This is a genomic window from Cytobacillus oceanisediminis (genome assembly GCF_004366035.1).
Taxonomy (GTDB): Bacteria; Bacillota; Bacilli; order Bacillales; family Cytobacillaceae; genus Cytobacillus; species Cytobacillus oceanisediminis_C.
On the sequence record NZ_SOEE01000001.1, the window covers coordinates 453450 to 474315 of the forward strand.

Genomic DNA, 20866 nt, shown 5'->3' on the forward strand with positions numbered 1-20866 from the left:
TTCATCAAAAAAGTTACTTCCGCTTAATATTTTTTGGTACTGTTCAAGAAAACTATAGAACGGCTCCAACTTTGAGTTCTGTGGACTGAACACCGTCCGATCTTTCGATTCAAAATAAGGCATTTTCTATCCTCCAGTTGATTTTTTAAAAAACATCACATAAACTGAAGATGCTTAGTTATACATTTTCTGAGACCTACTGTTGCAGCAGTTGGTCTTTTTTAATGCAAGATTTTCTTTGTAAAATTGGAGCACCAATCTATCTTCACACCCTGTTCCTGAAGCTTTTTGATTAGAGCATTAAGTTTTTCTTTTTTACTCACGTCTCATCACCTCCTATAATAGGATTTTCAATCATATCTTCCACAGTGACGATTTCACGTAAGCTAGTAGAATGTTTCACATTAGATAGTTTTAAATGCTCATCACCGTCAGCAACATATTTTAATAATTCTTTACTGACTCCCAACGAGTGCACCTCTCTTAATCCTTTTAATTAAATTTTCATGCTTTCAAAAATTTCATCCAACTTCCGACACACGTCATGTTGCCAATCATGATCGTTTGACAAGTGAGCAACAAACGATTCATTTTGTAATCTTGCTATCTGTAAGCATCGAAACATATTAGCATCCAGACACTGTTGGAGTTCCATTTCCTCTTGAGAATTTAATTCTCTTGTCCTTTGCTTCTGTCGTAACTCTGCGAGGCGTTTATGAACGGACCAGATGATAACCATCCCCTTCCTTATCTAAGTTTCACTTTTCCTTTTGATGCAGCATACAGAACCATTAAACGATGTTCTAATGACATGGAAAGCCATTGTTTTGATGTTGTTTTCATTCCGTTTCCTCCTTTCTCTTGAGTCCAACAAATTTTCAAAAATTTTATGCTGTTTTGATTTCCTCCAATTTCTTCTTTCTTTCAGCTTCAATAATTCGAGGGATTGAAGTCCTCATGAAGAACTTTGCCATTTCTTTCATTGTGTTTTCGCTGATCTGTGGAGGTTTGATTTCAATTTTCATTTTTACCACCTCAATCAAAACGCATTTGACTATTACAACTATCTATTTCCATCTGCATGCTTGTAGCAGGCCTCCACAACTTAATGAATCGAATCGCTTCTTCATGTTTTGATTTTGGAATATCTCCATAACGAGGAACTTTAAAATACTTCTTGAATTCATTCCAGAACGTTGAAAATACTTTGCGACTAATTTGTTGGTAAGCAAGAGAATCACTTCCACCTAACGCTTGTATGATAGAGCTCTTTGCTTCTTGCTGGATTTCTTGTTGTTGAAGTGAATCCACCCTCATGTTGCCTTTTAGGTAGTCCACATCAGATTTAATGTTTTTAATTTCACGTTCATGTTCAAGTGCCGCTTGAAGAGCTAACTCTAATGATTGTGGAGGTGAAGGTAATTGGTCTTTAATGTTGTAATATTCATCGACCAACATTTCATAGGCATCCCAAGCTTCATCAGTATTCAATGATTTTGCATGGAGCCAGGCTCCTTTTTCTGTCCATAGATATAGTTTGCTTACTCTTTCGACTGATACGGAATTTGCGTATTGCTTACCGAAATCTTTTAAATCCTGACCTTCTAATAAGAAAAAATGTTTTCCCTCTTTATAGCGATGCTTATTAGAATTGAAGTTTTCAGAAATTCGTCTATTATCCGTTCCATACGAAACCGCTAATTGTGCTGTTGTTAAAATTCTTGTTCCGTTATGTTCCATGATTTTTGGTGTGTTCATAAAGTTCTCCTCTCTAGATATTTAAAATTTTTCTAATGTGTTTAACGTGTTCCTGAGCTTTCGGTCCATCTTTACGACCATTGATAATGTCAGATAAGTAAGCATTTGAAATCCCAAGAATTTCAGCTAACTCTTTTTGTCTCATCTTTTTCTTGTAAAGTTCAGAGCGAACTCGGATACTTAAATCTTCTGGCATAATTAATCCTCATTTCTAAATATTTGATTTCTTAATCTTAAAATTTTTAAGCTAATTGTTTTTATACAATTCCTCTCATTTTGTATAATCTCCATGGGAGGAGGTGATTAATATGAAACTAATTTCATTGTCTGAAAAGCTATTGAAATACATGGTTACCGAATATAAGAAAACTGGCAAAGAGGTATTCACATTCGAAAAAATACAAAATGAGTTGCCAGAAATCGAAGAGCATTTTCTTAACAAATCTTTATTTAAACTTAAATCCGATGGTCTTATCAAAATTTTCGAAGCCGATAACATCGCCTATACTTCCACTTTGCTACCGCAAGCGATAATTCATGTGGAAGAAAATACTTTGTTAAAAAAGGGATATACAGCTATTAAAGAAATCAAGTCCTTGCTGGTTTAATCAACTACAATCCAATCGTTAGCCACAATGTCTGACGCACTGGGCTGCCACCCTCTGCGTTGGGCATTTGGTTTTGTTTTGCTTACTTTCGGTCCATCAATAACTACCAATATACATCTGTCACTTGAATCAGTTGGTTTAATTTTTATACATTCCCATCCACCATCTGTATCTCTCTGAATATGCTTACCTTGCTCTTTTGCTTTCTTCGCAGCTTCTTGAATATTCATCTCTTTCACCTCCTCCCCATTAACGAATTAGCTAAATAGTTAGCTAAAAGTATTGACAAAAATTAAAACTAGTTTTAATATATACCCATAGCTAAATAAGACTTTAAAAGCCTGTAAATAATACACTTATCCGTTCCCCAACGTCTAAAATTGTATTTGTATAGGTCTTCTTTTTTGTAATATTTTGGCTAACTAAATAGCTTACCTAAAGTTTATTAAAACTACTTTTAAAAGTCAACAAAAAATTTAAATTAGTTTTAAAAACAGGTGGGCGAACGAAAGGAAACGTTGATATGACTGCTTTTGATCGCTTAAAAAAACTTTGTGACAGTCAAGGAATATCTGTAAATAAATTGGAGGAAAAAATCGGATTAAGCAAAAATACCCTTTATTCTTGGAAGAAAAACACACCAAAAGGAAGCAACCTTATCAAAGTAAGTGATTACTTCGATGTATCAACAGATTATCTTCTTGGTCGTACTGATAAAAAGAGGATTGATGAAATAAAGAATGATCCTTATAAAGTAATCGCTGCCCATATAGATGATGATGTAACTGACAAAGAATTAGAAGATATTAAGAATTTTATCGAATTTGTAAAAAGTAAACGTAAATAGTCTCTTTCTCGGGGGTCACCTATGAACAAATTAGAAAAATTAATGGATAAATATAATCACTTAAATTTTACTTTTACTAATGATATGCCTAATAAATTGAGAGGGCTATGTATTGGTAATGACATTTACATTAATAATCAAACAAATAAAACAATCTCAGAAAAGATAGTAACTATAAGTGAAGAAATTGCTCATTTTGAAACGACCATAGGAAATATAATTGACCAGCAGTCTTTAATGAATAGAAAACAAGAACATCTTGCTCGAAAATTAGGAGGAGAACGCTTATTTACTTTAGATGATTTAATTAGATGTTGGCAAAATGGAATTAGAGCACCTTGGGATATTGCTGAGGAATTAGACATTACAGTTGAAAGTGTATTAGCCACTATAGAAAATTATAGGAATTCTTTAGGAGTCCGCTTTCGATATAAGGATTATTGTATAAGATTTATATCTGATATGAATGTGAGAATTAAAAAAAAAATATGAAGGGAGACAAATTGTAATGACTGTAGGAATATACATACGTGTTTCTACTATCGAACAAGCCAAAGAGGGTTATTCTATCGCAGCACAAAAAGAACGCTTAACAGCCTATTGTGCTGCTCAAGGGTGGTCTGATATTCGCTTTTATGTAGATGAAGGTGTTTCTGCAAAGGATACGAACCGTCCACAATTGCAACTTCTCCTAGAACATGTGAAGTCTGAGAAAATTTCCACTATCTTAGTTTATCGCCTGGACCGATTCACTCGTTCTGTAATTGATTTATATAATTTATTGAACCTTTTAGAAAAACATAAATGTACATTCAAATCAGCTACAGAGATATACGACACATCCAGTGCTATGGGGAGGATGTTTATAGGACTTGTAGCGCTTCTTGCACAATGGGAAAGGGAAAACCTCTCTGAGCGTGTAAAAATGGCTCTAGAGGAAAAGGTGTCGTCTGGAGAACGTGTAGGGAATGTTCCTTATGGATTTGATTTGAGTGATGAAGAAAAACTTATTAAAAATGATAAGGCAACTGTAGTCCTAGATATGATCGACAAAGTTAAAAAGGGGATGTCTGCCTCGAAATTGGCAGCTTACTTGAATAAAACAAATAACGATAGAACCTGGCACCCTCAAGGTGTACTAAGGATTTTAAAAAATCCTGCTTTATATGGAGCTACATATTGGCAGGGGAAAATATACGAAAATACACATCCAAAAGAAGCGATTATAAGCAAAGATGAGTTTAACCGCCTACAAAATATGCTTAATGATCGCTCTATCCACCACAGGAGGGATGTGGAAAGCCATTACTTATTCCAAGGAAAGCTTATATGCCCTAATTGCCAGAAACCTTTATCTGTCAATAGATATGTCAGAAAGCGTAAAGATGGTAGTCAGTATCAAGGCTGCATTTATAAATGCCAGAACTGTTGGAAACAAGGAAAGACTATGCTTTCAATTGGAGAGCAAAGATTTGTGGATGCCTTATATGAATACATGAAAAATGTAGAAATAACTAACATCGAAAAGCCAATCGAATCTAATCATGACAGTAAGCCTTTAATAGATCAGTTAGACCAAATTGAAAAAATGCGCGAAAAATACCAAAGAGCCTGGGCAATGGATAAAATGACAGACGAAGAATTTGATAAAAGAATGGATGAAACTCGAGAAGTCAGTGAGGATTTAAAAAGAAGGCTAAAAGAAATAGAATCCCCTGAATCAATCGATACAGAGGCCATAAAAAAGATGATATTTACTTTTAATGAATCATTTAGATACCTTAATCAAGAAGAGAAATCAATGTATGTATCTCAATTTATTAGAAGAATAGAATTTAATCTAAAACCTCAACCTCCGCAAAGACCTGATAAAGCCAAGAAGGGAAAGGATTTAGTGGTTATTACGAATGTAGAATTTTATTAGTCTTTATCTAACGTTAGGAGTTGGGCCTGTGAAAATAATTAATCCATGAGCATGTTTCAGTAATGCTAGCATTTTTCTTGTCATGTCTGGAAAAAGGCTGATTTGAAAAAAAGGAATCTGTTCTTGCTGGGGCAGAATTCTGATAACGAGGCTTTCGCTGTGGCTTGATGGGAGGGTTGAAAACCGCAGTCCAATCATTTGTCCATCCACTTCAAGGGAATAAGCACCGCTTTGCGGCCGTCTTTTTTCACCAATGTCCATCGAAGCGGTAAATTTAAAATGAGAAATCAGTCTGTCGCACTCTTCTTTGGGAAGATAAAGCCTGGGAGTCAATTGGCTGCCGAACCTCAGCTGAATTAGAGTGTCTTTTCTTCGGGGAATAATGTGGATGTCGGAAGCATGGCTCCTGACGGCGTCTTTGATAATTCGTTCTGCCATTCTTTCAATTATACTCAACTAATTATGCACCACCTTTATTAATTGTTATAGATAATAATTCGACTAATCCCGAGTATAACCTCCATATTCCGGCAAATCTTTTTGACGAATTTGTGAATAAATAATTCTTTTCTTTTCATAATAAAAGTGTACCAAATGAATTGATGGGCTATAGCCAAGCGGTAAGGCACCGGACTTTGACTCCGTCATGCGCAGGTTCGAATCCTGCTAGCCCAGTAATTATGGAAGGACACCAGTTGTTCCTTCCTTTTTTACCTCAAAAAAAGAGAATGCGCAATTTATGCGCATTCTCATATAATCTATTTGGCAATATTCTTAAATGCATCCGGATTGTAGCCTATGACAATTTTATCTCCATTTGTCAGTATGGGCCTCCGCAGCAGTTTTGGCTCCTTTATTACCATTTGCACCACTTCTGATAAAGATAATTCCTCAAGGTTCTGTTCCAGTTTTTTATAGGTCTGGCTGCGGGTAGCGAGCAGCTCATCAAGGCCGCTTGTTGTTAAGGAAAGTATTTTTAGTAATTCTCTTGATGATGGAGTCTCCCTGAAGAGATGCCTTTCTTCAAAATCAATTGAATGGGCTGTCAGCCATTTTTTCGTCTTTCTGCAGGAAGTACAGCTGGGATATGTGAAAAATGTCAATTGGCTCATACCTCTTCACCTCACAAAATTCAATATTATTTCACCCTTATTGTACAATATTTGTACAATAAATGTATACACATTCGTATAAGTGATTAAACTTAATTTGTGAACATTTTCTAAACTTATAGTGATTACAGTGTTAACCTCTATCGACTGTATTATAATGGAAGCAGGCCAGGAAGGCGCCAGCTCATTCATATAAGTGACAGCTGATGGCCTCGGGAATAAATAACCCTTCTGAGGTGACAATAAATGGAGCAAACATTAAAAATAACTAATGTGTTATCCGATCCAACCCGCTATTATATTTATCAATACATTACAAAAAGACATAAAGATGTGACCGTACAGGAGATTGCAGATAATTTCAGCATTCATCCCAATGTTGCAAGATTGCATTTATCGAAGCTTGAAGATGTCAACATGCTTGTATCTGAAACAAAAAAAACAGGCAAAGGCGGAAGGCCAAGCCGGTTATATCGTTTATCTGATGATGTGATTCAGCTGCATTTTCCTTACAGGGATTATCAGCTGCTTGCCAAAATAGCTATGGAGACAATGCTGGAGTTAGGTGAAGAAGGCAGAAAGGCACTATATTCAACAGGAAAGAAATTTGGCAGAGAACTGATCCAGCAAGAGCTTAAAAGATTTGCAGGGACAGAAAAACTTACCTTTGACCAGAAATTAAACATCCTAAAGCATGCTGCTGATATGTCAGGTTTTCAACCTGAATTTGATGCAAATGCCGAAAAGACTATTGTCTATTTTCAAATTTATAATTGCCCATTTAAAGAGGTTGCAGCTCGCCACGCAGAGCCTGTGTGCAATATGCATTATGAATATTTGAAGGGTATGTTCGAAAGTTTGTTTGATTCTATTCAGCTGGTGGAAAAGCAAAATATGCTGACTGGCTGTGACGCATGCTCCTATCAGGCAATTGTTGGAAACTAAAGAACACTTGAATAAGAAAAACCAGCTCAAGAAGCATATTGTTTTTTCCTGCTCTTTTCTGGACTATTTTGAAACCATTATTTACTTTTATTAAGCATTTACTTTATAATATTGTAGTGATGGACTTGTAAGGGTAAAAGGAGGGATACATATGGATCGTATGTACAGAGTATTAGGCTTCTGGACGGGAATTTTCGCCGTTATGTTTTACCTTGGCGACATGTATACAACGTCCTTGATTTTCTTCGGCCAAACAGGATTTTTCCTGCTTTTAAGCTACTTAAAGCTTTCCGAACGTATGTATATTTATGTTTTTGGAGCATACTTGACTGTTTTCTTCGTAGGCTTCACTTATTGGTCAACATTTATGATGACACCTGGCGCGGGCGGCCACTAATTGCCGATATAAAAAAGCGATGAAACCATCGCTTTTTTATTTTTCACATATTTTCTTTGCCTGAAGAACTAGGTGAAATGCTGAACTCATGCCTGAAGGTATAATCAGACTTCTGATTGCCCTGTTTCTTTTGCTGATAGGAGAAAACGGGTTAGGATCATAATGATCTTCAAGTTCCTGTAAAATGCCCGCAGAAAGCAAGAATTCGTCCTGCCTCATTTTAAAATGGAAGTTCAGCCCTTCTTTTTCTCCAATGCGGATCAGGGAATCGAAATGGATATGGCTGGTTATATCCATCTTTCCAGGTTGCTCGAGTACATTACTCATTAAGGAATGCTTGTAATAACCTCTTAGACTCCCATCCCTTCTCATCGGCTCTTGCCATTCCTCATCTGTATACCCATAATCGGCAGTCAGTACAATGCCTTTATTCAGAGCAGCCGACAAGCTCTGGATCATCTGTTCCATTTGCAGAGGAATTTCTATTCTTTGGCCATTACTAAGTGACAGACCGCTTTCTTCAAGAAATAAGCAGATATCTCCATTTGTTAATGGCACAGCTTTCTCTGCCAGCTCTCCTTCTTTTACGGTTACCATAATTTCATGCAATTGATCATTCTTTTTCTCCACCACATGCACGGGCAAGGCATCAAACAGCTCATTTGAAAAAATCATGCCGCAAAATGGGATGATTTCATTCCAGCTATCTATTTGTCTTATATTTTCAGAAAATGCAATCTGTTCCTGCTGCAGCTTTCTGTGATAGGGACTTGTTTCAAAAATGCAGTAATGAATCTCTTCATCAGCAATAACCTTCCATTCATCAATGAAAGCTCTGGCGAAACGCCCATTTCCGCCCCCTATTTCGCAGACCTGAAAAGGCAGCTTATACTCCTTTGCCTTCTGAAAAAACCACTTTGAAATCGTCCTTCCATATATATCAGAAATATTGCTGCTTGTTATAAAATCTCCTGCCGGCCCAATTTTTGGCGTGTTTTTCATATAATAACCATATTCGGAATGATACAAGGCCTGCTGGATATATTCAGCATAGCTGATCATTTGTTGAGGAGTATTTTCTATAAAATCCATTATAAAATTCCGCATAAGAACTCCCTTTATTAAAAAATTCCAGCTTATTGAAAACAGCCATTTTATCTAGTTTTGATCCCTGTTTTCACTATTGACATAGTGTTTTCTCTGTTATATTGTTAATGTAGTAGCTTAACTATATCCCCTCCCATTTTTATATGAATAAAACATCCCCCAGAAAAGCCCTTCTCATTGGAGAAGGGCTTTTCTATTTTTCATTCAGAACCCATTCAGGAAGGGATTTGAATCCATTTCCTGCCCAATTGTCGTTACCGGTCCGTGTCCAGGGAGTACTTCTGTTTGTTCAGGCAATGTTAAAAGCTTATTATGTATACTTTCAAGAAGCTGCTGATGATTGCCGCCCGGCAGGTCTGTGCGTCCAATGCTCCCGCTGAATAAAGCATCTCCGGCAACCACGAGATCAGCCTCTTCAAAATATAATGAAATACTGCCCGGAGAATGGCCTGGTGTCTCTAAAATTTTAAAGTGAAATTCACCTATATTCAACTCTTGTTCCCCTGTTATAATATGGTCGGCGGGCCTTGCTTTTATCAGCTTGCCTATTTTAAAAAGATGAGAACCATTTAAGGCTGGATCTGGAAGCCATGCTGCTTCTTTTTCATGTATGTATACAGGAATAGAAAATGTATCCCTTATTTCGTCTACAGCGCCAATATGATCAAAGTGAGCATGAGTAAGAATAACAGCTTGAGGTTTTAGTCCTTTTTGTTCAATAATACCGCTTAGTTTCCCGCTCTCTTCACCCGGATCGAAGATTAAACAATCTTTGTTTTCATTCGAAAGAACATAACAATTTGTTTGCAATGGGCCAAGAGGGATCTGATTCCATTCCATTGCTTACACCTCCAGTATTGGTTTAATTGTTTATTATTTTACACTATATCAGAATAGAATGCCTTAAATCTGCAAAGGAGAATAAGATGAAAATCCTATTTGGCGTTGAAGCCAGCTATATTATTCAAGATGTGCCCGAATTCATGAATCTAATAAAAAGAGAGACCGAACTGTTCGATTTTCAGCAGAGCACCTTTCTGTTTGAGCAGATGGCTCATGCAGAATTTACAAGAAGTGTACTTGCCGAAGCCGGGCTTTTCGAAGAGTTTTTTACCCTCTGGTACATAAAATCTGGTGTAAAGGGAGAAACTTTTGATGACTTTGCCATAGAAACAGACAGCGGATTCTGCTTGTTCACTGAGTTCCTTAGCGCCTTTACTATAACCGGGGGAAGTGCGGTAGATATCCGGATGGCTGTCTATCAATTTCAGGAACATTTGGTCTTTACGGCAAAAGACGAGGAAGTACCATTGGTTTATTTTTCAGAACTTCACCTAAAGGATTTAATAATCGGCATTGCTGAAGCATATGACATACAAGTGTCATTTTTAGACCTCGACAAATAGAAGAAAAAAATATAAAATAAAGGACGAATGTATATACTTGGGTTTTACATAATGGGTATATAACCTGAAGAATGATTTTGATATGGCTTTTTGCCTGCTGATCACGAAATTAAAGGGGGCTGTTTTAATGGGACTACCAATCATTTTTGCATTAGTCGCAGTTCTTGCAGCTTTTGGTGCGTTTAGCGCACTAAAAAACAAGAACTTCCTTGGCTTGGTTTTTGCTGTAGGAACACTTGCCGTTTTCGGATGGTTCTCTGTAATGACCATAATTAATAGTGGATATCCTGCTGTTCACTAAGGAAAGCGCAACGTGCCCGCTAAGCATTAGCAGACGGTACTTGGAGCTTGACACTTAAAAAAATAAAAGGGCTTCCCTCAATGGGGAGCCCTTTTATTTAGCGATTTAACTGGCTTTCAACCCTTCTTACCTTTTCTTCCATTTTCCTTTTGACATCACGTCTGTCATCAATGCGGATATTGGTCGCCACCCTCATTAGGCCTTTTTCAAAAGGGACTTCATGCATTGCCTGGATGACCTCAAACAAATCAGGAAGCTCCCCTTCAATAATGGTATTCATGGGTGTCAGCTGAAATCGGATTTTTCCGCTTTCTTCATATTTTTTTAATACACGCTGAATGTCTGCCACATAACTGCTGACACTCGGAGTTTCCGTTCCAATTGGAATAACAGTAACGTCTGCAATAGCCATATCTTACCCCTCTATCTAACTTGATTTATCGTTAAGTTCTACTAACCCAAAGATCTCTCTTCTGTCATGCATTATTAATTTTTCGAGATAAAAACCCGCTAAACAGGCTGTCCCATTGGGTGAGCAGCTGAGCGGCGCATTTTCCATGTCCTCCAGAAGCACTTCCTTATCTCCTGTTTCACCGTCAACGGATATAAGCTGAAATCCCCCTGCATACATATCACTTTCAGCGCTGTACAATGGCTGAAAAGTTATGATGCCCTGAGGAGTCCAGTCATAATACGGTACCAGCCAATCCGAAAACCTTGTCAAATGAGGTACCGAGATTGAAGATAACTTTCTGAAATCCTTATCCATAAAAGTATACATAGCCTGGTCTGACTGATCTGCCGGCACAGTGATGGTCATTAGCCTGTCTTTGGCAGCATCGAATTGAAAAATGTCTGCCTTAACCATGGTTTCATTATTTCCATCAATAGATTGTTTAACCAGCGGTGCAAAAAGTGACGGGTTTTCATTGTCCCAATCAAGGAAGTAAAGATGATTTGAATCCCCCCATTTGGCAAAAGGCTCCCTTAGGTTTAATTCTTCTAATGTTCCTTTTGCGATGTCGATATAATAGGAAGTAAAATCCCAGTCTTCAGTAAATGAAGCAATTAATAATGATTCTTCATGATAAGGGTTCCACTCAACAGCAAAGTCAAAGCCTGAAATGTTTTTCTGCCAAACAACTTTCCCATTTGCTTTTATAGCGGTTAAAGTTCCTTCATAAGTTCCAGGTGATGTTCGAATCAGAATGTATTTCCCAGCTGGACTGACCGTTACGGACGCAATCGGATGTGAACTTTCATAGAGAAGATTTTGATCGCCTGAAAAAAGGTTATAAGAAAAAACCCTGGAAGCTGTTCCCTCATTTACAGTGTAAACAATTTTATCATCGCTGAGCCAGCCATTTGCTCCCTGAAATTCCCCTTCTTTAATCTGTATAGGCTTAACTCTCTTATTTTCAGCATTGTCAGGTGGTGCGGACGGTTCAGAGGTTTCTGTTTCTTGATTCTTCTTCTGCTGCATCTCTGCTTTTTCCGGCTGTTCACAGCCGGTTATTAAAAATAGGGAAACCATCATAATAAAAAATAAAAAAAGAAACTTCCCTATATATGTAGATTGTGTGTCCAACAAATCCGCACCTCCTTTTCTCCCTAAATATAAGTACGTAAACAGCATGAAAATGTTTCAAAAATAATAGAATTAATGTGTTTAATAGGAAAAAGCCGTTTTTCCGTCTTCGATTTGGAAAAGCGGCTGGTTACCATAGAACTATTGGCTTATGAAGTTAGTATGATAGTTATTTTAATGTCTGTTTAATTAAAATACAATAAAGAAACATATTCAAGGTTAATTTTTCACATATAAAGCGATGCAAGAAAAATGCCCAGCACTTCTTCATAAATATCATCATATTGTGACAGGGGAAGCGGATTGACGCCTCTTCCAAGTTCAATGGTGAATCCCGGTCTCCGGAAGTCCTGTATGAACCAATCCTTATAACCCGCAAAACTATCAATATATTGAACTGCTTTATACCCGCTGACACGCTCGAACTCAAGTGCGAGTACCTGTGATTCCGGCGGCTCCAATCCCTCGAATCCCCAATAAAATTCAGCTCCTTGTGTATGAAAGGCAAGCATTCGATCGAATTGATTATCTTTTGCCAGTTCTGCCATTGCTATAGCTTCTGGTTCCGTTAATGGGGCTTCCCCAAGATAATCTCTTGGTGCCGGAGCATTTTGTTCAGTTCTCTCTTTCTCAAAATCCCATTTAGCAGGATACTGATTATTTAAATCTACACCCCTAATATTGGCCTTCCAGCCTGTGAAATCAGTGCTTCCCCTATTTATGGCAATCACTTCTTCCCTGAGTTCTGGAGGTGGCCCATTCAAGACAAGATCTACTCCATCAGGATTCACCATTGGAACTATGGAAAGGTCAACTGAATTATATAAAGGCATGGTTGACACCCCTCTTATCGGCCGGACATTTGTAATGGATAAGAGAAAGCTGTTCAGCAAAGCCATTAATATAGGGGTTGTAATCCATTCATTTGCATGAAAGGATGCATTAATTTGCACTTTCTTATTCCCTTTTCCCAGACGTATCTCCTGAATTGGCTTCCCAAGGACACTTTTGCCAATTGTATTTACCTTTATGAACGGATAAATATCCGACAGCATGGTAATATCAGCTGTTAAAGCTTTGTAATCATAATTTCTCCTGCCTGATACAATTGGAGTTATTACCCGCCTTGGCAGATTTATGGCTGTACCAGGGACCAGACTGTTTGGGTTAAGGGATTGATTAACCAGGAGAAGAGCATCTACAGAGAGGTTTCGGGAAGAACTCAGCTTCCAAAAGGTGTCTCCTGGTCTTACCGTATAGTTTTGCCGTGTAAAGCCGGGAATATTAATTTCCTGGCCTATCTGCAGCGATACAGGATTAACGCCGGGATTGGAATCAGCAATGAGATTGATTGGAACCATAAAGAGCTGACTGTAATACCAGATGGAGTCACCGGACCGGACTTTGACTTTCATCTTTCTCCCCCTTTCCATCATTTTAATTTTATGAGAAAAAGAAAAAAAGATGACTGTTTACCTGTGTAAAATATGAAATCCGTATCGGCAGTGTCTAAAGGCTCTCGCAGTTTTAGGGTAAAGAAAAAAGCACCTGCACGCAATCAGGCACTTTTATTTCAATTTATTTATTTTTAGCAAGCCAGGCTGCTCCAATTACGCCGGCGTCATTGCCCAATTTGGCAATATCAATGACGGTGGATTCCTTCACTCCTGGAAACGCAAATTTAAGGAAGTTTTCAATAACAGGCTTCAGCAGTACATCCCCTGCTTTGGACACTCCTCCGCCTAATACTATTTTTTCCGGATTTAAGGTATTTGCAATGTTTGCCAATGCCAGTCCCAGATGCATAGCTGTTTCATTGACTACCAGAAGAGATCCTTCATCCCCATTCCTTGCTGAATCGAAAACATCTTTTGCTGTGATAAATCCATTCTCCTTATATAAATTGGAAAGGCCCCCTTCTCCTCCCGATTTTAGGTTTTCAAGAGCCTGCCGGACAATGCCTGTAGCTGATGCTATTGTTTCAAGACAGCCCGTTTTTCCGCAATTGCACTGAGCCCCGCCAAAAGGAACGGAAGTAATGTGGCCAATCTCACCAGCAGCTCCGCTGACTCCCTGCACAATATCTCCGTTGGCAATTACGCCGCCGCCGACACCTGTGCCAAGTGTGACACATACAAGATCTTTAGCGCCATTTCCGGCTCCCTTCCACATTTCGCCCAGAGCAGCGCAGTTAGCATCATTATCAATGATGACTGAAAGCGATGTTTCCACTTCAAGCAAATCCTTCAGAGGGTAATTATCTTTCCAGCCCAAATTAACAGTGTTATATACAACACCTGTTGCCAGATTTACAGGACCTGGGGCACCCATGCCAATACCGATGATTTTATCCTTGCTTAAATCCAGTTCCTCCAATTTATGATCGATGGCTTTAGCTATATTTATGGTAATATTTTTTCCTTCTTCACTATTGTCAGTGGGAATTTCCCATTTATGAATGATTTCCCCATAATAGTTGATAAAAGCAAGTTTTGTAGTTGTTCCGCCTAAATCTACCCCAACCAGCCATTTTTCTGCCAAACTCCATCACCTTTTCTGTCTATTTTTCTCTTTTAGATTCTGAATTTCAGTCCGTAAAATCAAGATGCTGCTCTGGTAATCTTTCACATCAATAAGCTGAGAATCATATAGCTCTTTTAATTCGGCAGCCATAAGCTCCAAATCAGCTTCACGATCCCCTATGTAGATGATTGTCCCATATTTCTTCAGGAATTGCTGTATATCATAAATGGTTTTCATTCTGTACCTCTGCTTTTTCGATAAGTTTATACCACCATAAAGTATAATCTAAATTTCTACCCTTCTCAAGATGGACAAGCTTCCTGAAGTAAGATTCCTGGACTAATGTAAAAAATCCCTTCCAGGCACAGCAGCCAGTGAGGGATTTTTACATTTAGCGATCCGGATCTTTTGGATGCAGGAAACGCGGCCGCCTGTTCTTTAATGGTATTGGCGACCTGAGCAATACATCCCTGAATGCTCTCAGATTAAAAGGGATGAATGGCCACAGGTATGGCACTCCAAAAGACTTCATTCTAGCCAGCATGATTATCAGCAGCAGGATGCCGGCTACATATCCATAAGTATGGAAAATACTGGTTGAAATCAACAGAGCGATTCTTATCAGCCTGTTGGCCAGGCTCATTTCATAGCTTGGTGTTGAAAATGTTCCAATTGCTGCTATTGCTAAATAAAGAATTACTTCATTTATGAACAATCCAACTTCAACAGCTACCTGTCCAATCATAAGGGCAGCCACCAGTCCGAGTGCAGTAGCCAGCGCGGATGGAGTATGGATCGCAGCCATCCTCAGCATATCCAAACCGAGCTCTATCATAAGAAACTGAATGACTAATGGCAGCTGTCCTGTTTCATTCGGTCCAATATATGATAATGCATCAGGCAATAGCTGTGGCTGTATTGCAAATAAGTACCATAAAGGCAAAAGAAAAATGGAAGCCCAGACAGCCAAAAATCGGACAAATCGCAAATAAGCACCCACAAGAGGCTTATTTCGGTATTCCTCAGCATGCTGCAGGTGATGCCAGAAGGTTGTCGGTGTTATGATCACACTGGGTGAACCATCAACGATGATGCAGACATGCCCTTCATAAAGATGGGTTGCAGCTGTATCAGGCCTTTCGGTATATCTCACCATTGGATATGGATTCCAATGCCGGCCAGAAATGAATTCCTCTATTGATTTTTCGGCCATTGGCAATCCATCAGTGTCAATCTTAGAAATTGATTCCTTTATTTTTTTGACCATTTCAGGATCGGCAATGTCTTCAATATAACTGACAACAATATCTGTTTTAGAACGTCTTCCCACTTGCATATATTCCATGCGAAGTGTCCGGTCTCTAATTCTTCTCCTTGTTAAAGCCGTATTAAAGACGAGTGTTTCTACAAAACCATCCCTTGAACCGCGGACAACACGTTCGATATCAGGCTCCTGTGGTCCTCTCACGGGATATGTACGTGCATCAATGAGAATCACTTCATCGACACCATCCACGACTAATGCAGTTGGGCCAGCCAGCACCGTATCCACAACTTTATCCAGATCATCAGAGGTTTCAACCTCTACATAGGGTATATACGTTTTTATTAGCCGGGAAAGTGTATCCCCTTCCAGCTGGCCGGCATCCAATCCAGCAAGCATTTTCATCAAATAGTGCAATATATCATCTTTTACAAAGCCATCTACAAGATATAGAGCCATTTCCCTTTCTGCATATTCAACATCCAGCTGAATCACATCAAAGCTTTTTTCTACTCCAAGTGCATCTCTAAGATATTCTATATTTTCTTTCAGTGAAACCTTTACAGGCTCTCTTCTGACTTTCTCCAAAATCCCACCTCAGCATTCTGTTCCATTCTTTTCCTTGCATACTATTCAACATCATAGACATGCAAAAAAAAAATCATACCAATGATTGGCATGATTCATGAAAATTAGCCGGAAATGAAGAATTATTTCCCGGGTAGTAAGCTGAATATTCAGTATAATATTAGCTGTACTCTATTCTATTTGGTTTAATAGCTTTTGATACTCTTTCTGTTCCGGTTTAAGATCAGCGGCTATTTGAGCATGATGCCTTGCTTTTTTCGTGTTATCTTCTTCTAAATAGATCAGTGCCAGATTATAATGTGCTTCGTGGAAAGAACCTTCTTCCTTAACGACATGGAGAAGATGTTCTTTTGCTTCCTCCAGTTGTCCCGCTTTTATTTCCGCATATGATAACAGAAAATAAGCCTCTGGAGAGGCATTCCCTTCGTTAACAAAATCAGCAAGCATTGAACGAGCCTTTTCATACTCTTCAGCACTAATATGTTCCTGGGCCATCACTATTGCAGTCTGTTCATTTAAAAGCCTTCCAGGATCATTAAAACCATATTTCAACAATCCAGCCGCCAGACAGAATGATGCTGCTAAAAACAGGAACTGGAGCAATGGCCGTTTCTTCTTGGGAAAATGCACAATGCCAGTAGCAAGAAATCCGCCAATCAGCCCGCCGATATGGCCTGCGTTATCAATTCCTGGAATGGTAAACCCAAATGCAAGGTTGATTCCCAATACGACAAGTATATTAAATCCTATTGTTCGGAAGAAAAGGCTTGGATAAATGAGCCCAAAATATAAAAGTGCTCCAAAGCAGCCAAAAATAGCTCCGCTTGCCCCAGCTGAAAGGGTAGGGCTAAAAATGAAACTGGCTAATGTCCCGCCAAAACCAGCTGCCAAATAGATAAACAGGAACCTTATATTTCCATAGACGCGTTCTACTGCCGAACCAAGATAAAATAAGGCAAGTGTATTCATTAATAAATGCAGCAGCCCAATATGAAGAACAATCGGGGTCAAAAATCTCCACCATTCCCCATCAAGAATTAATGGGTTAAATTTAGCTCCATACCTAATTAAAGTCGATGTATCCGTGCTCCCGCCCATTGCTTCCAAAACTAAAAAAACAGCAACTTGAATAAAAATGAATATATACGTAAAAAGGGGCTTCCCAAAATTAAACATTTCCTTTTCTTTCTTTGCTGTTTTTACTGCTTTAGAAAGAGCAGCATGTTTCAGTGAATCAACATCCATCTCCGTATAATTTCCGGACAGAAGCGTTAACGGCTTTTCAAAAATGGCCTCAACAGCACTTAGGCTATCCGGTTTTCCAGGCTCAATTATTAGGGTTTGGACAGAGGCTTTCTCATTTTCAGGCATGAAGGGGACTCTGATGCGGAATTCATAGTCATCTACAGGCAGGTACGAAGAGACATAGATATTTAATACCGGCATCTCCCTATTGCCAAGCTGCTTCCTCACAGATTCTGCTTTTTGGGCAGTAACCTCAATATCCCGCTGCATCCAATTGCTCCAGTCAAGATTATATTTTAAGAGCCTGATTGCCTTAATCGTTTTATGCTCCATCTTTTCAAGCCATAATTCATCATGATCTCCAGATAGCTGAATCATTCTGTACCCCTGATCAGATATGAAATAATCCGCAAGTTTCCAAAATACATAATCCTCTTGAACGGCCAATTCTTCCCCCACTCTCTATATGTTGCAATGAATTAAAATACTTATCTAACTATAGGCAAAAAGGAAACCTTTTGTAAAAGAAAAAGCACCTATATATTTATCCAAAATAAAAAGACCATTACGGTCTTTTTACTTCTTTATTGCCGCCCTTCCGATGGCCCAGAAGAGAAAACAGAGCTCATCATCCTGTCGCGGACAAGCGGAAAACTCATTATTGAAGTGACTAGCAGTTTACGCAAAAAGACGTTCCCAAAAATAACATTAATCAATCGATAACGGTTATGATAGGCAAAATAAGTGCCAAGCCCTATCATAAATATGGATAGTAATCGAGACATTAAAAATCCCTCCTCTTCCTTATTGTGAGAAGAGGAAATAATTTTTATCCATGCTTCAGAACAAAATAAAATCCGCCGCCCAATGCAAGCTGGCTAATCCTTCCTTATTGGTTCAAGCGTTTTCTTGAGAACATTTACTGATTGGGAAAACTGATCTTTCTCTTCGCTGTTTAAGTCAAGTTCAACAATGTCACGAATGCCATTTCTATTGACTATAGCAGGTACCCCAATGTAAACATCATCATGACCATACTCTCCATCTAAGTAAGCTGAGACCGTAAGGACCGAATTCTCGTTCTGAAGGATGGCTTTCGTCAGCCTGACCAGCCCCATGGCTATTCCATAATAAGTCGCCCCTTTTCGCTCAATAATCTGATAAGCGGCATCTCTGACATTGAGGAATATCGAATTAAGATCTTCCTTCCTAAAATTCTCTTCTTTTCTTATCCAGTCATCAATGTTTTTCCCTGCAATATCAGCATGGCTCCATACAGGCAATTCAGTATCCCCGTGTTCACCTATAATATATGCATGAACATTACGCGTATCGACTTTGAAATACTCTCCAAGCAGAAACCTGAATCTGGCCGTATCCAAAATCGTTCCGGATCCGATTACTCTATCTTTTGGCAGTCCGGAGAATTTCCAGACTGCATAGGTGAGAATATCTACTGGATTTGTCGCAACCAGGAAAATGCCATCAAAACCGCTGTCCATAACATGATTCACAATGCCTTTAAAAATTTTTGCATTTTTTTCCACAAGATCCAGACGAGTCTCTCCAGGCTTTTGATTTGCTCCAGCAGTTATGACAACCAAATCAGCCTCTTTGCAATCGGAATAATCTCCAAACCAGATCGATGTTGGGGAAGGAGCAAATGGCATGCCATGATTCAAGTCCATCGCATCTCCTTCAGATTTATCCTTATTTAAATCAATCAGAACCATTTCCTCTGTAACACCCTGATTTAATAGTGCAAAGGCATAGCTTGAGCCCACAAAGCCAGTTCCAATAAGCACGACTCTGTTCACCCGATTTTTCATTACAACTCCCCTTTTCACTTTAAGGTAAGGAACCGCAACCACTTAGTCCCTCTATGTTAATAGAATATATAGAAGCATTCCCACCGTGGCAGAAGCTAAACCTGAACAAAAATTAACAAAGTCATTATCTGCAAAACGCCTGCCTTTTACCAAAAAGGCAGGCTGCCCGCAATGTTCGGTTTTTTCAACATTTTCTTTGCACACCAGGCACTTGTATTCAGCCTGAAAAAAAGCACCTAATATAGAATCAATCAGATTTCCCGCAAATCCAAAGGTCCCAATCAGCAAACCTTCATAAAGTGAAACGCTGAACAACATAAATGACAGAAGAGCTATAGTAAAAGAACCTGACAAAGCTGCAATTGTGCCCAGAATGCTGACAGCACCTGAAGTTCCAGTCTCTACTGGCTTCCAGGTCCTTAACGAAATGGGAGGTTTTCGACTTAATGAGCCAATTTCTGATGCCCAGGTGTCCGAGTTCGCTGCAGCCAGGCCAATTAGAAATGCTAACAGCCAAACCGGTGATGGTATCAAAAGATGGAATATACTGGAAATAGCTGCTATTCCTCCATTTGCTGCCACCTGCTGCCAATCCCTTCTTGACCCTTTTGCATGCTTATTTTCTAATGTCTCTTTTCTATGGCTTTTAAATTTTGACCAAAAGCTTGAGCTCCCAAAAAAGAACCCCAGCACAAGGAGACCGTAAAAACCAAATCCCCATCCTGTTGCAGCACCCACAATGAATGCGGCTATACTGCCTGAAAAGGTCAGTAATCGGAAATAATATCCAGCTAGCGCTGTGATCAATATTAAAATAACAATAACAATAGATTCAAGCATTGCCGGATGCCCAAACCTGCTGTTCGGTAATAATCATTTCCACCGGCTTGTCATGGTTTTCCACTTGAAAGCCGGTTATGACCTGCAGTTCAAAAGCCAGTGAAACGGTTCTTCCTTTATATTGCTCGAGAAAACGATCATAATAGCCTCCTCCAAACCCCAGGCGGAAGCCATTCTTCATGTATGCCAGCCCGGGTACGATTAAAGTTTCGATTTCCTCACTGCGAACTTCATCTGTCTTTTCTGGATTTGGCTCCCATAATCCATAGTACACAGACTCCAATTCCCTGAAGCTTTTCAGTTCACGGAACACCATTTGCTTTGCTTTAGGAATGCACTTCGGGACAGCAACCCTCTTTCCATCTTCCCATGCTTTTCTGATAATCTGCCACGTATCCGCCTCAGGCGGCTTTGAAACCGTTATTCCTATCGTTTTAGCCTGAAGCCATAAAGGACTGCTATAAAGGCTGCTGGCAATTTCATAGGATAGCTGTTCATACTCAGGTTTGCTCAATTCCTTCATTCTATCCAGCATTTGCTTTCTAAGCGCCTTTTTATCCATTTTCATATCAAACCCTCCAACA

29 protein-coding genes and 1 tRNA gene are annotated in these 20866 nt (G+C 39.0%); 9 read left to right on the top strand and 21 right to left on the bottom strand.

The features are described from left to right. Positions 1-319: 319 nt before the first annotated feature. From DFO72_RS29250 to DFO72_RS02390, 5 genes are all read right to left on the bottom strand, one after another. Entirely contained in the window at positions 320-469 is a 150-nt protein-coding gene (locus DFO72_RS29250; protein WP_166672408.1) for a hypothetical protein, read from the bottom strand. 27 nt (positions 470-496) lie between these two features. Continuing rightward, the gene (locus DFO72_RS30630) at positions 497-739 is read right to left on the bottom strand and encodes a DUF7667 family protein (protein ID WP_113884323.1); all 243 of its coding nucleotides are present in this window, start codon (positions 737-739) and stop codon (positions 497-499) included. 148 nt (positions 740-887) lie between these two features. Next, positions 888-1025, bottom strand: coding sequence for a hypothetical protein (locus DFO72_RS29255; RefSeq protein ID WP_166672409.1), 138 nt, complete (start codon positions 1023-1025; stop codon positions 888-890). A 10-nt stretch (positions 1026-1035) separates the two neighbouring features. After that, a complete protein-coding gene (locus DFO72_RS02385; RefSeq protein WP_134177209.1) occupies positions 1036-1758 on the bottom strand; it encodes an ORF6C domain-containing protein in 723 nt (240 codons plus the stop codon). A 13-nt stretch (positions 1759-1771) separates the two neighbouring features. Then, complete coding sequence (locus DFO72_RS02390) at positions 1772-1954, bottom strand: helix-turn-helix domain-containing protein (protein ID WP_113884322.1); 183 nt, start codon at positions 1952-1954, stop codon at positions 1772-1774. Positions 1955-2066: 112 nt separating this feature from the next. Here DFO72_RS02390 and DFO72_RS02395 point away from each other — a divergent pair, with 112 nt between their 5' ends. Beyond that, positions 2067-2366: a lactate permease gene (locus DFO72_RS02395; protein ID WP_113884321.1), complete on the top strand. Its 300-nt coding sequence runs from the start codon at positions 2067-2069 to the stop codon at positions 2364-2366. On the opposite strand, the gene DFO72_RS02400 is transcribed toward DFO72_RS02395, so the two are convergent. Then, the gene (locus DFO72_RS02400; protein ID WP_113884320.1) at positions 2363-2596 is read right to left on the bottom strand and encodes a Thoeris anti-defense Tad2 family protein; all 234 of its coding nucleotides are present in this window, start codon (positions 2594-2596) and stop codon (positions 2363-2365) included. The genes DFO72_RS02395 and DFO72_RS02400 overlap by 4 nt on opposite strands. 293 nt (positions 2597-2889) lie before the next feature. Here DFO72_RS02400 and DFO72_RS02405 point away from each other — a divergent pair, with 293 nt between their 5' ends. Genes DFO72_RS02405 through DFO72_RS02415 form a run of 3 tightly spaced genes read left to right on the top strand, consistent with a single transcriptional unit; the run spans position 2890 to position 5137 of the window. Further along, the gene (locus DFO72_RS02405; protein WP_113884319.1) at positions 2890-3213 is read left to right on the top strand and encodes a helix-turn-helix domain-containing protein; all 324 of its coding nucleotides are present in this window, start codon (positions 2890-2892) and stop codon (positions 3211-3213) included. Between the two features lie 21 nt (positions 3214-3234). Continuing rightward, positions 3235-3705, top strand: coding sequence for a hypothetical protein (locus tag DFO72_RS02410; RefSeq protein WP_134177211.1), 471 nt, complete (start codon positions 3235-3237; stop codon positions 3703-3705). A gap of 16 nt (positions 3706-3721) precedes the next feature. After that, positions 3722-5137 carry a recombinase family protein gene (locus DFO72_RS02415; protein WP_113882849.1) on the top strand — a complete coding sequence of 472 codons (1416 nt, stop codon included), beginning with the start codon at positions 3722-3724 and terminating at the stop codon, positions 5135-5137. 3 nt (positions 5138-5140) lie between these two features. On the opposite strand, the gene DFO72_RS02420 is transcribed toward DFO72_RS02415, so the two are convergent. Beyond that, entirely contained in the window at positions 5141-5593 is a 453-nt protein-coding gene (locus DFO72_RS02420) for an ATPase, T2SS/T4P/T4SS family (protein ID WP_243856043.1), read from the bottom strand. Between the two features lie 147 nt (positions 5594-5740). Here DFO72_RS02420 and DFO72_RS02425 point away from each other — a divergent pair. Further along, positions 5741-5812, top strand: a tRNA-Gln gene (locus DFO72_RS02425). An 83-nt stretch (positions 5813-5895) separates the two neighbouring features. Here the strand turns inward: DFO72_RS02425 and DFO72_RS02430 are convergent. Beyond that, a complete protein-coding gene (locus DFO72_RS02430) occupies positions 5896-6249 on the bottom strand; it encodes a Spx/MgsR family RNA polymerase-binding regulatory protein (protein ID WP_113882848.1) in 354 nt (117 codons plus the stop codon). 246 nt (positions 6250-6495) lie between these two features. On the opposite strand from DFO72_RS02430, the gene DFO72_RS02435 reads away from it, so the two are divergent. After that, complete coding sequence (locus DFO72_RS02435) at positions 6496-7194, top strand: helix-turn-helix transcriptional regulator (protein WP_113882847.1); 699 nt, start codon at positions 6496-6498, stop codon at positions 7192-7194. 151 nt (positions 7195-7345) lie between these two features. Continuing rightward, entirely contained in the window at positions 7346-7591 is a 246-nt protein-coding gene (locus DFO72_RS02440) for a DUF2626 domain-containing protein (protein ID WP_009332938.1), read from the top strand. Positions 7592-7627: 36 nt separating this feature from the next. On the opposite strand, the gene DFO72_RS02445 is transcribed toward DFO72_RS02440, so the two are convergent. Together DFO72_RS02445 and DFO72_RS02450 are read right to left on the bottom strand one after the other, a co-directional pair. Further along, positions 7628-8698: a class I SAM-dependent methyltransferase gene (locus DFO72_RS02445; RefSeq protein WP_113882846.1), complete on the bottom strand. Its 1071-nt coding sequence runs from the start codon at positions 8696-8698 to the stop codon at positions 7628-7630. Between the two features lie 204 nt (positions 8699-8902). Further along, positions 8903-9538, bottom strand: a complete 636-nt coding sequence (locus tag DFO72_RS02450; protein WP_113882845.1) for an MBL fold metallo-hydrolase — start codon at positions 9536-9538, stop codon at positions 8903-8905. A gap of 86 nt (positions 9539-9624) precedes the next feature. Between DFO72_RS02450 and DFO72_RS02455 the strand changes: the two genes are divergently transcribed. Further along, positions 9625-10104: a hypothetical protein gene (locus DFO72_RS02455; RefSeq protein WP_113882844.1), complete on the top strand. Its 480-nt coding sequence runs from the start codon at positions 9625-9627 to the stop codon at positions 10102-10104. Between the two features lie 127 nt (positions 10105-10231). Next, positions 10232-10405, top strand: a complete 174-nt coding sequence (locus DFO72_RS02460) for a DUF2759 domain-containing protein (protein ID WP_009332942.1) — start codon at positions 10232-10234, stop codon at positions 10403-10405. A gap of 97 nt (positions 10406-10502) precedes the next feature. Here the strand turns inward: DFO72_RS02460 and DFO72_RS02465 are convergent, their stop codons facing one another. From DFO72_RS02465 to DFO72_RS02515, 11 genes are all read right to left on the bottom strand, one after another. Then, a complete protein-coding gene (locus DFO72_RS02465; protein ID WP_113882843.1) occupies positions 10503-10817 on the bottom strand; it encodes an MTH1187 family thiamine-binding protein in 315 nt (104 codons plus the stop codon). Positions 10818-10832: 15 nt separating this feature from the next. Beyond that, positions 10833-11996: a hypothetical protein gene (locus DFO72_RS02470; RefSeq protein ID WP_243856044.1), complete on the bottom strand. Its 1164-nt coding sequence runs from the start codon at positions 11994-11996 to the stop codon at positions 10833-10835. 224 nt (positions 11997-12220) lie between these two features. Continuing rightward, positions 12221-13408, bottom strand: coding sequence for a M14 family metallopeptidase (locus DFO72_RS02475; RefSeq protein WP_113882842.1), 1188 nt, complete (start codon positions 13406-13408; stop codon positions 12221-12223). A 163-nt stretch (positions 13409-13571) separates the two neighbouring features. Continuing rightward, entirely contained in the window at positions 13572-14534 is a 963-nt protein-coding gene (locus tag DFO72_RS02480) for an ROK family glucokinase (RefSeq protein ID WP_113882841.1), read from the bottom strand. A gap of 6 nt (positions 14535-14540) precedes the next feature. After that, the gene (locus tag DFO72_RS02485) at positions 14541-14753 is read right to left on the bottom strand and encodes a YqgQ family protein (protein WP_113882840.1); all 213 of its coding nucleotides are present in this window, start codon (positions 14751-14753) and stop codon (positions 14541-14543) included. A 154-nt stretch (positions 14754-14907) separates the two neighbouring features. Next, positions 14908-16368, bottom strand: a complete 1461-nt coding sequence (locus DFO72_RS02490) for a spore germination protein (RefSeq protein ID WP_113882839.1) — start codon at positions 16366-16368, stop codon at positions 14908-14910. A 171-nt stretch (positions 16369-16539) separates the two neighbouring features. Next, positions 16540-18060, bottom strand: a complete 1521-nt coding sequence (locus tag DFO72_RS02495) for a rhomboid family protein (protein ID WP_113882838.1) — start codon at positions 18058-18060, stop codon at positions 16540-16542. A gap of 137 nt (positions 18061-18197) precedes the next feature. After that, positions 18198-18398: a hypothetical protein gene (locus DFO72_RS02500; RefSeq protein WP_113882837.1), complete on the bottom strand. Its 201-nt coding sequence runs from the start codon at positions 18396-18398 to the stop codon at positions 18198-18200. 93 nt (positions 18399-18491) lie between these two features. Continuing rightward, positions 18492-19442 carry an L-lactate dehydrogenase gene (locus DFO72_RS02505; RefSeq protein ID WP_113882836.1) on the bottom strand — a complete coding sequence of 317 codons (951 nt, stop codon included), beginning with the start codon at positions 19440-19442 and terminating at the stop codon, positions 18492-18494. 51 nt (positions 19443-19493) lie between these two features. Next, positions 19494-20282, bottom strand: a complete 789-nt coding sequence (locus DFO72_RS02510; RefSeq protein ID WP_113882835.1) for a DUF92 domain-containing protein — start codon at positions 20280-20282, stop codon at positions 19494-19496. Further along, positions 20275-20850, bottom strand: coding sequence for a 5-formyltetrahydrofolate cyclo-ligase (locus tag DFO72_RS02515; protein ID WP_113882869.1), 576 nt, complete (start codon positions 20848-20850; stop codon positions 20275-20277). The genes DFO72_RS02510 and DFO72_RS02515 overlap by 8 nt, the downstream gene beginning before the upstream one ends. Between the last annotated feature and the right edge of the window lie 16 nt (positions 20851-20866).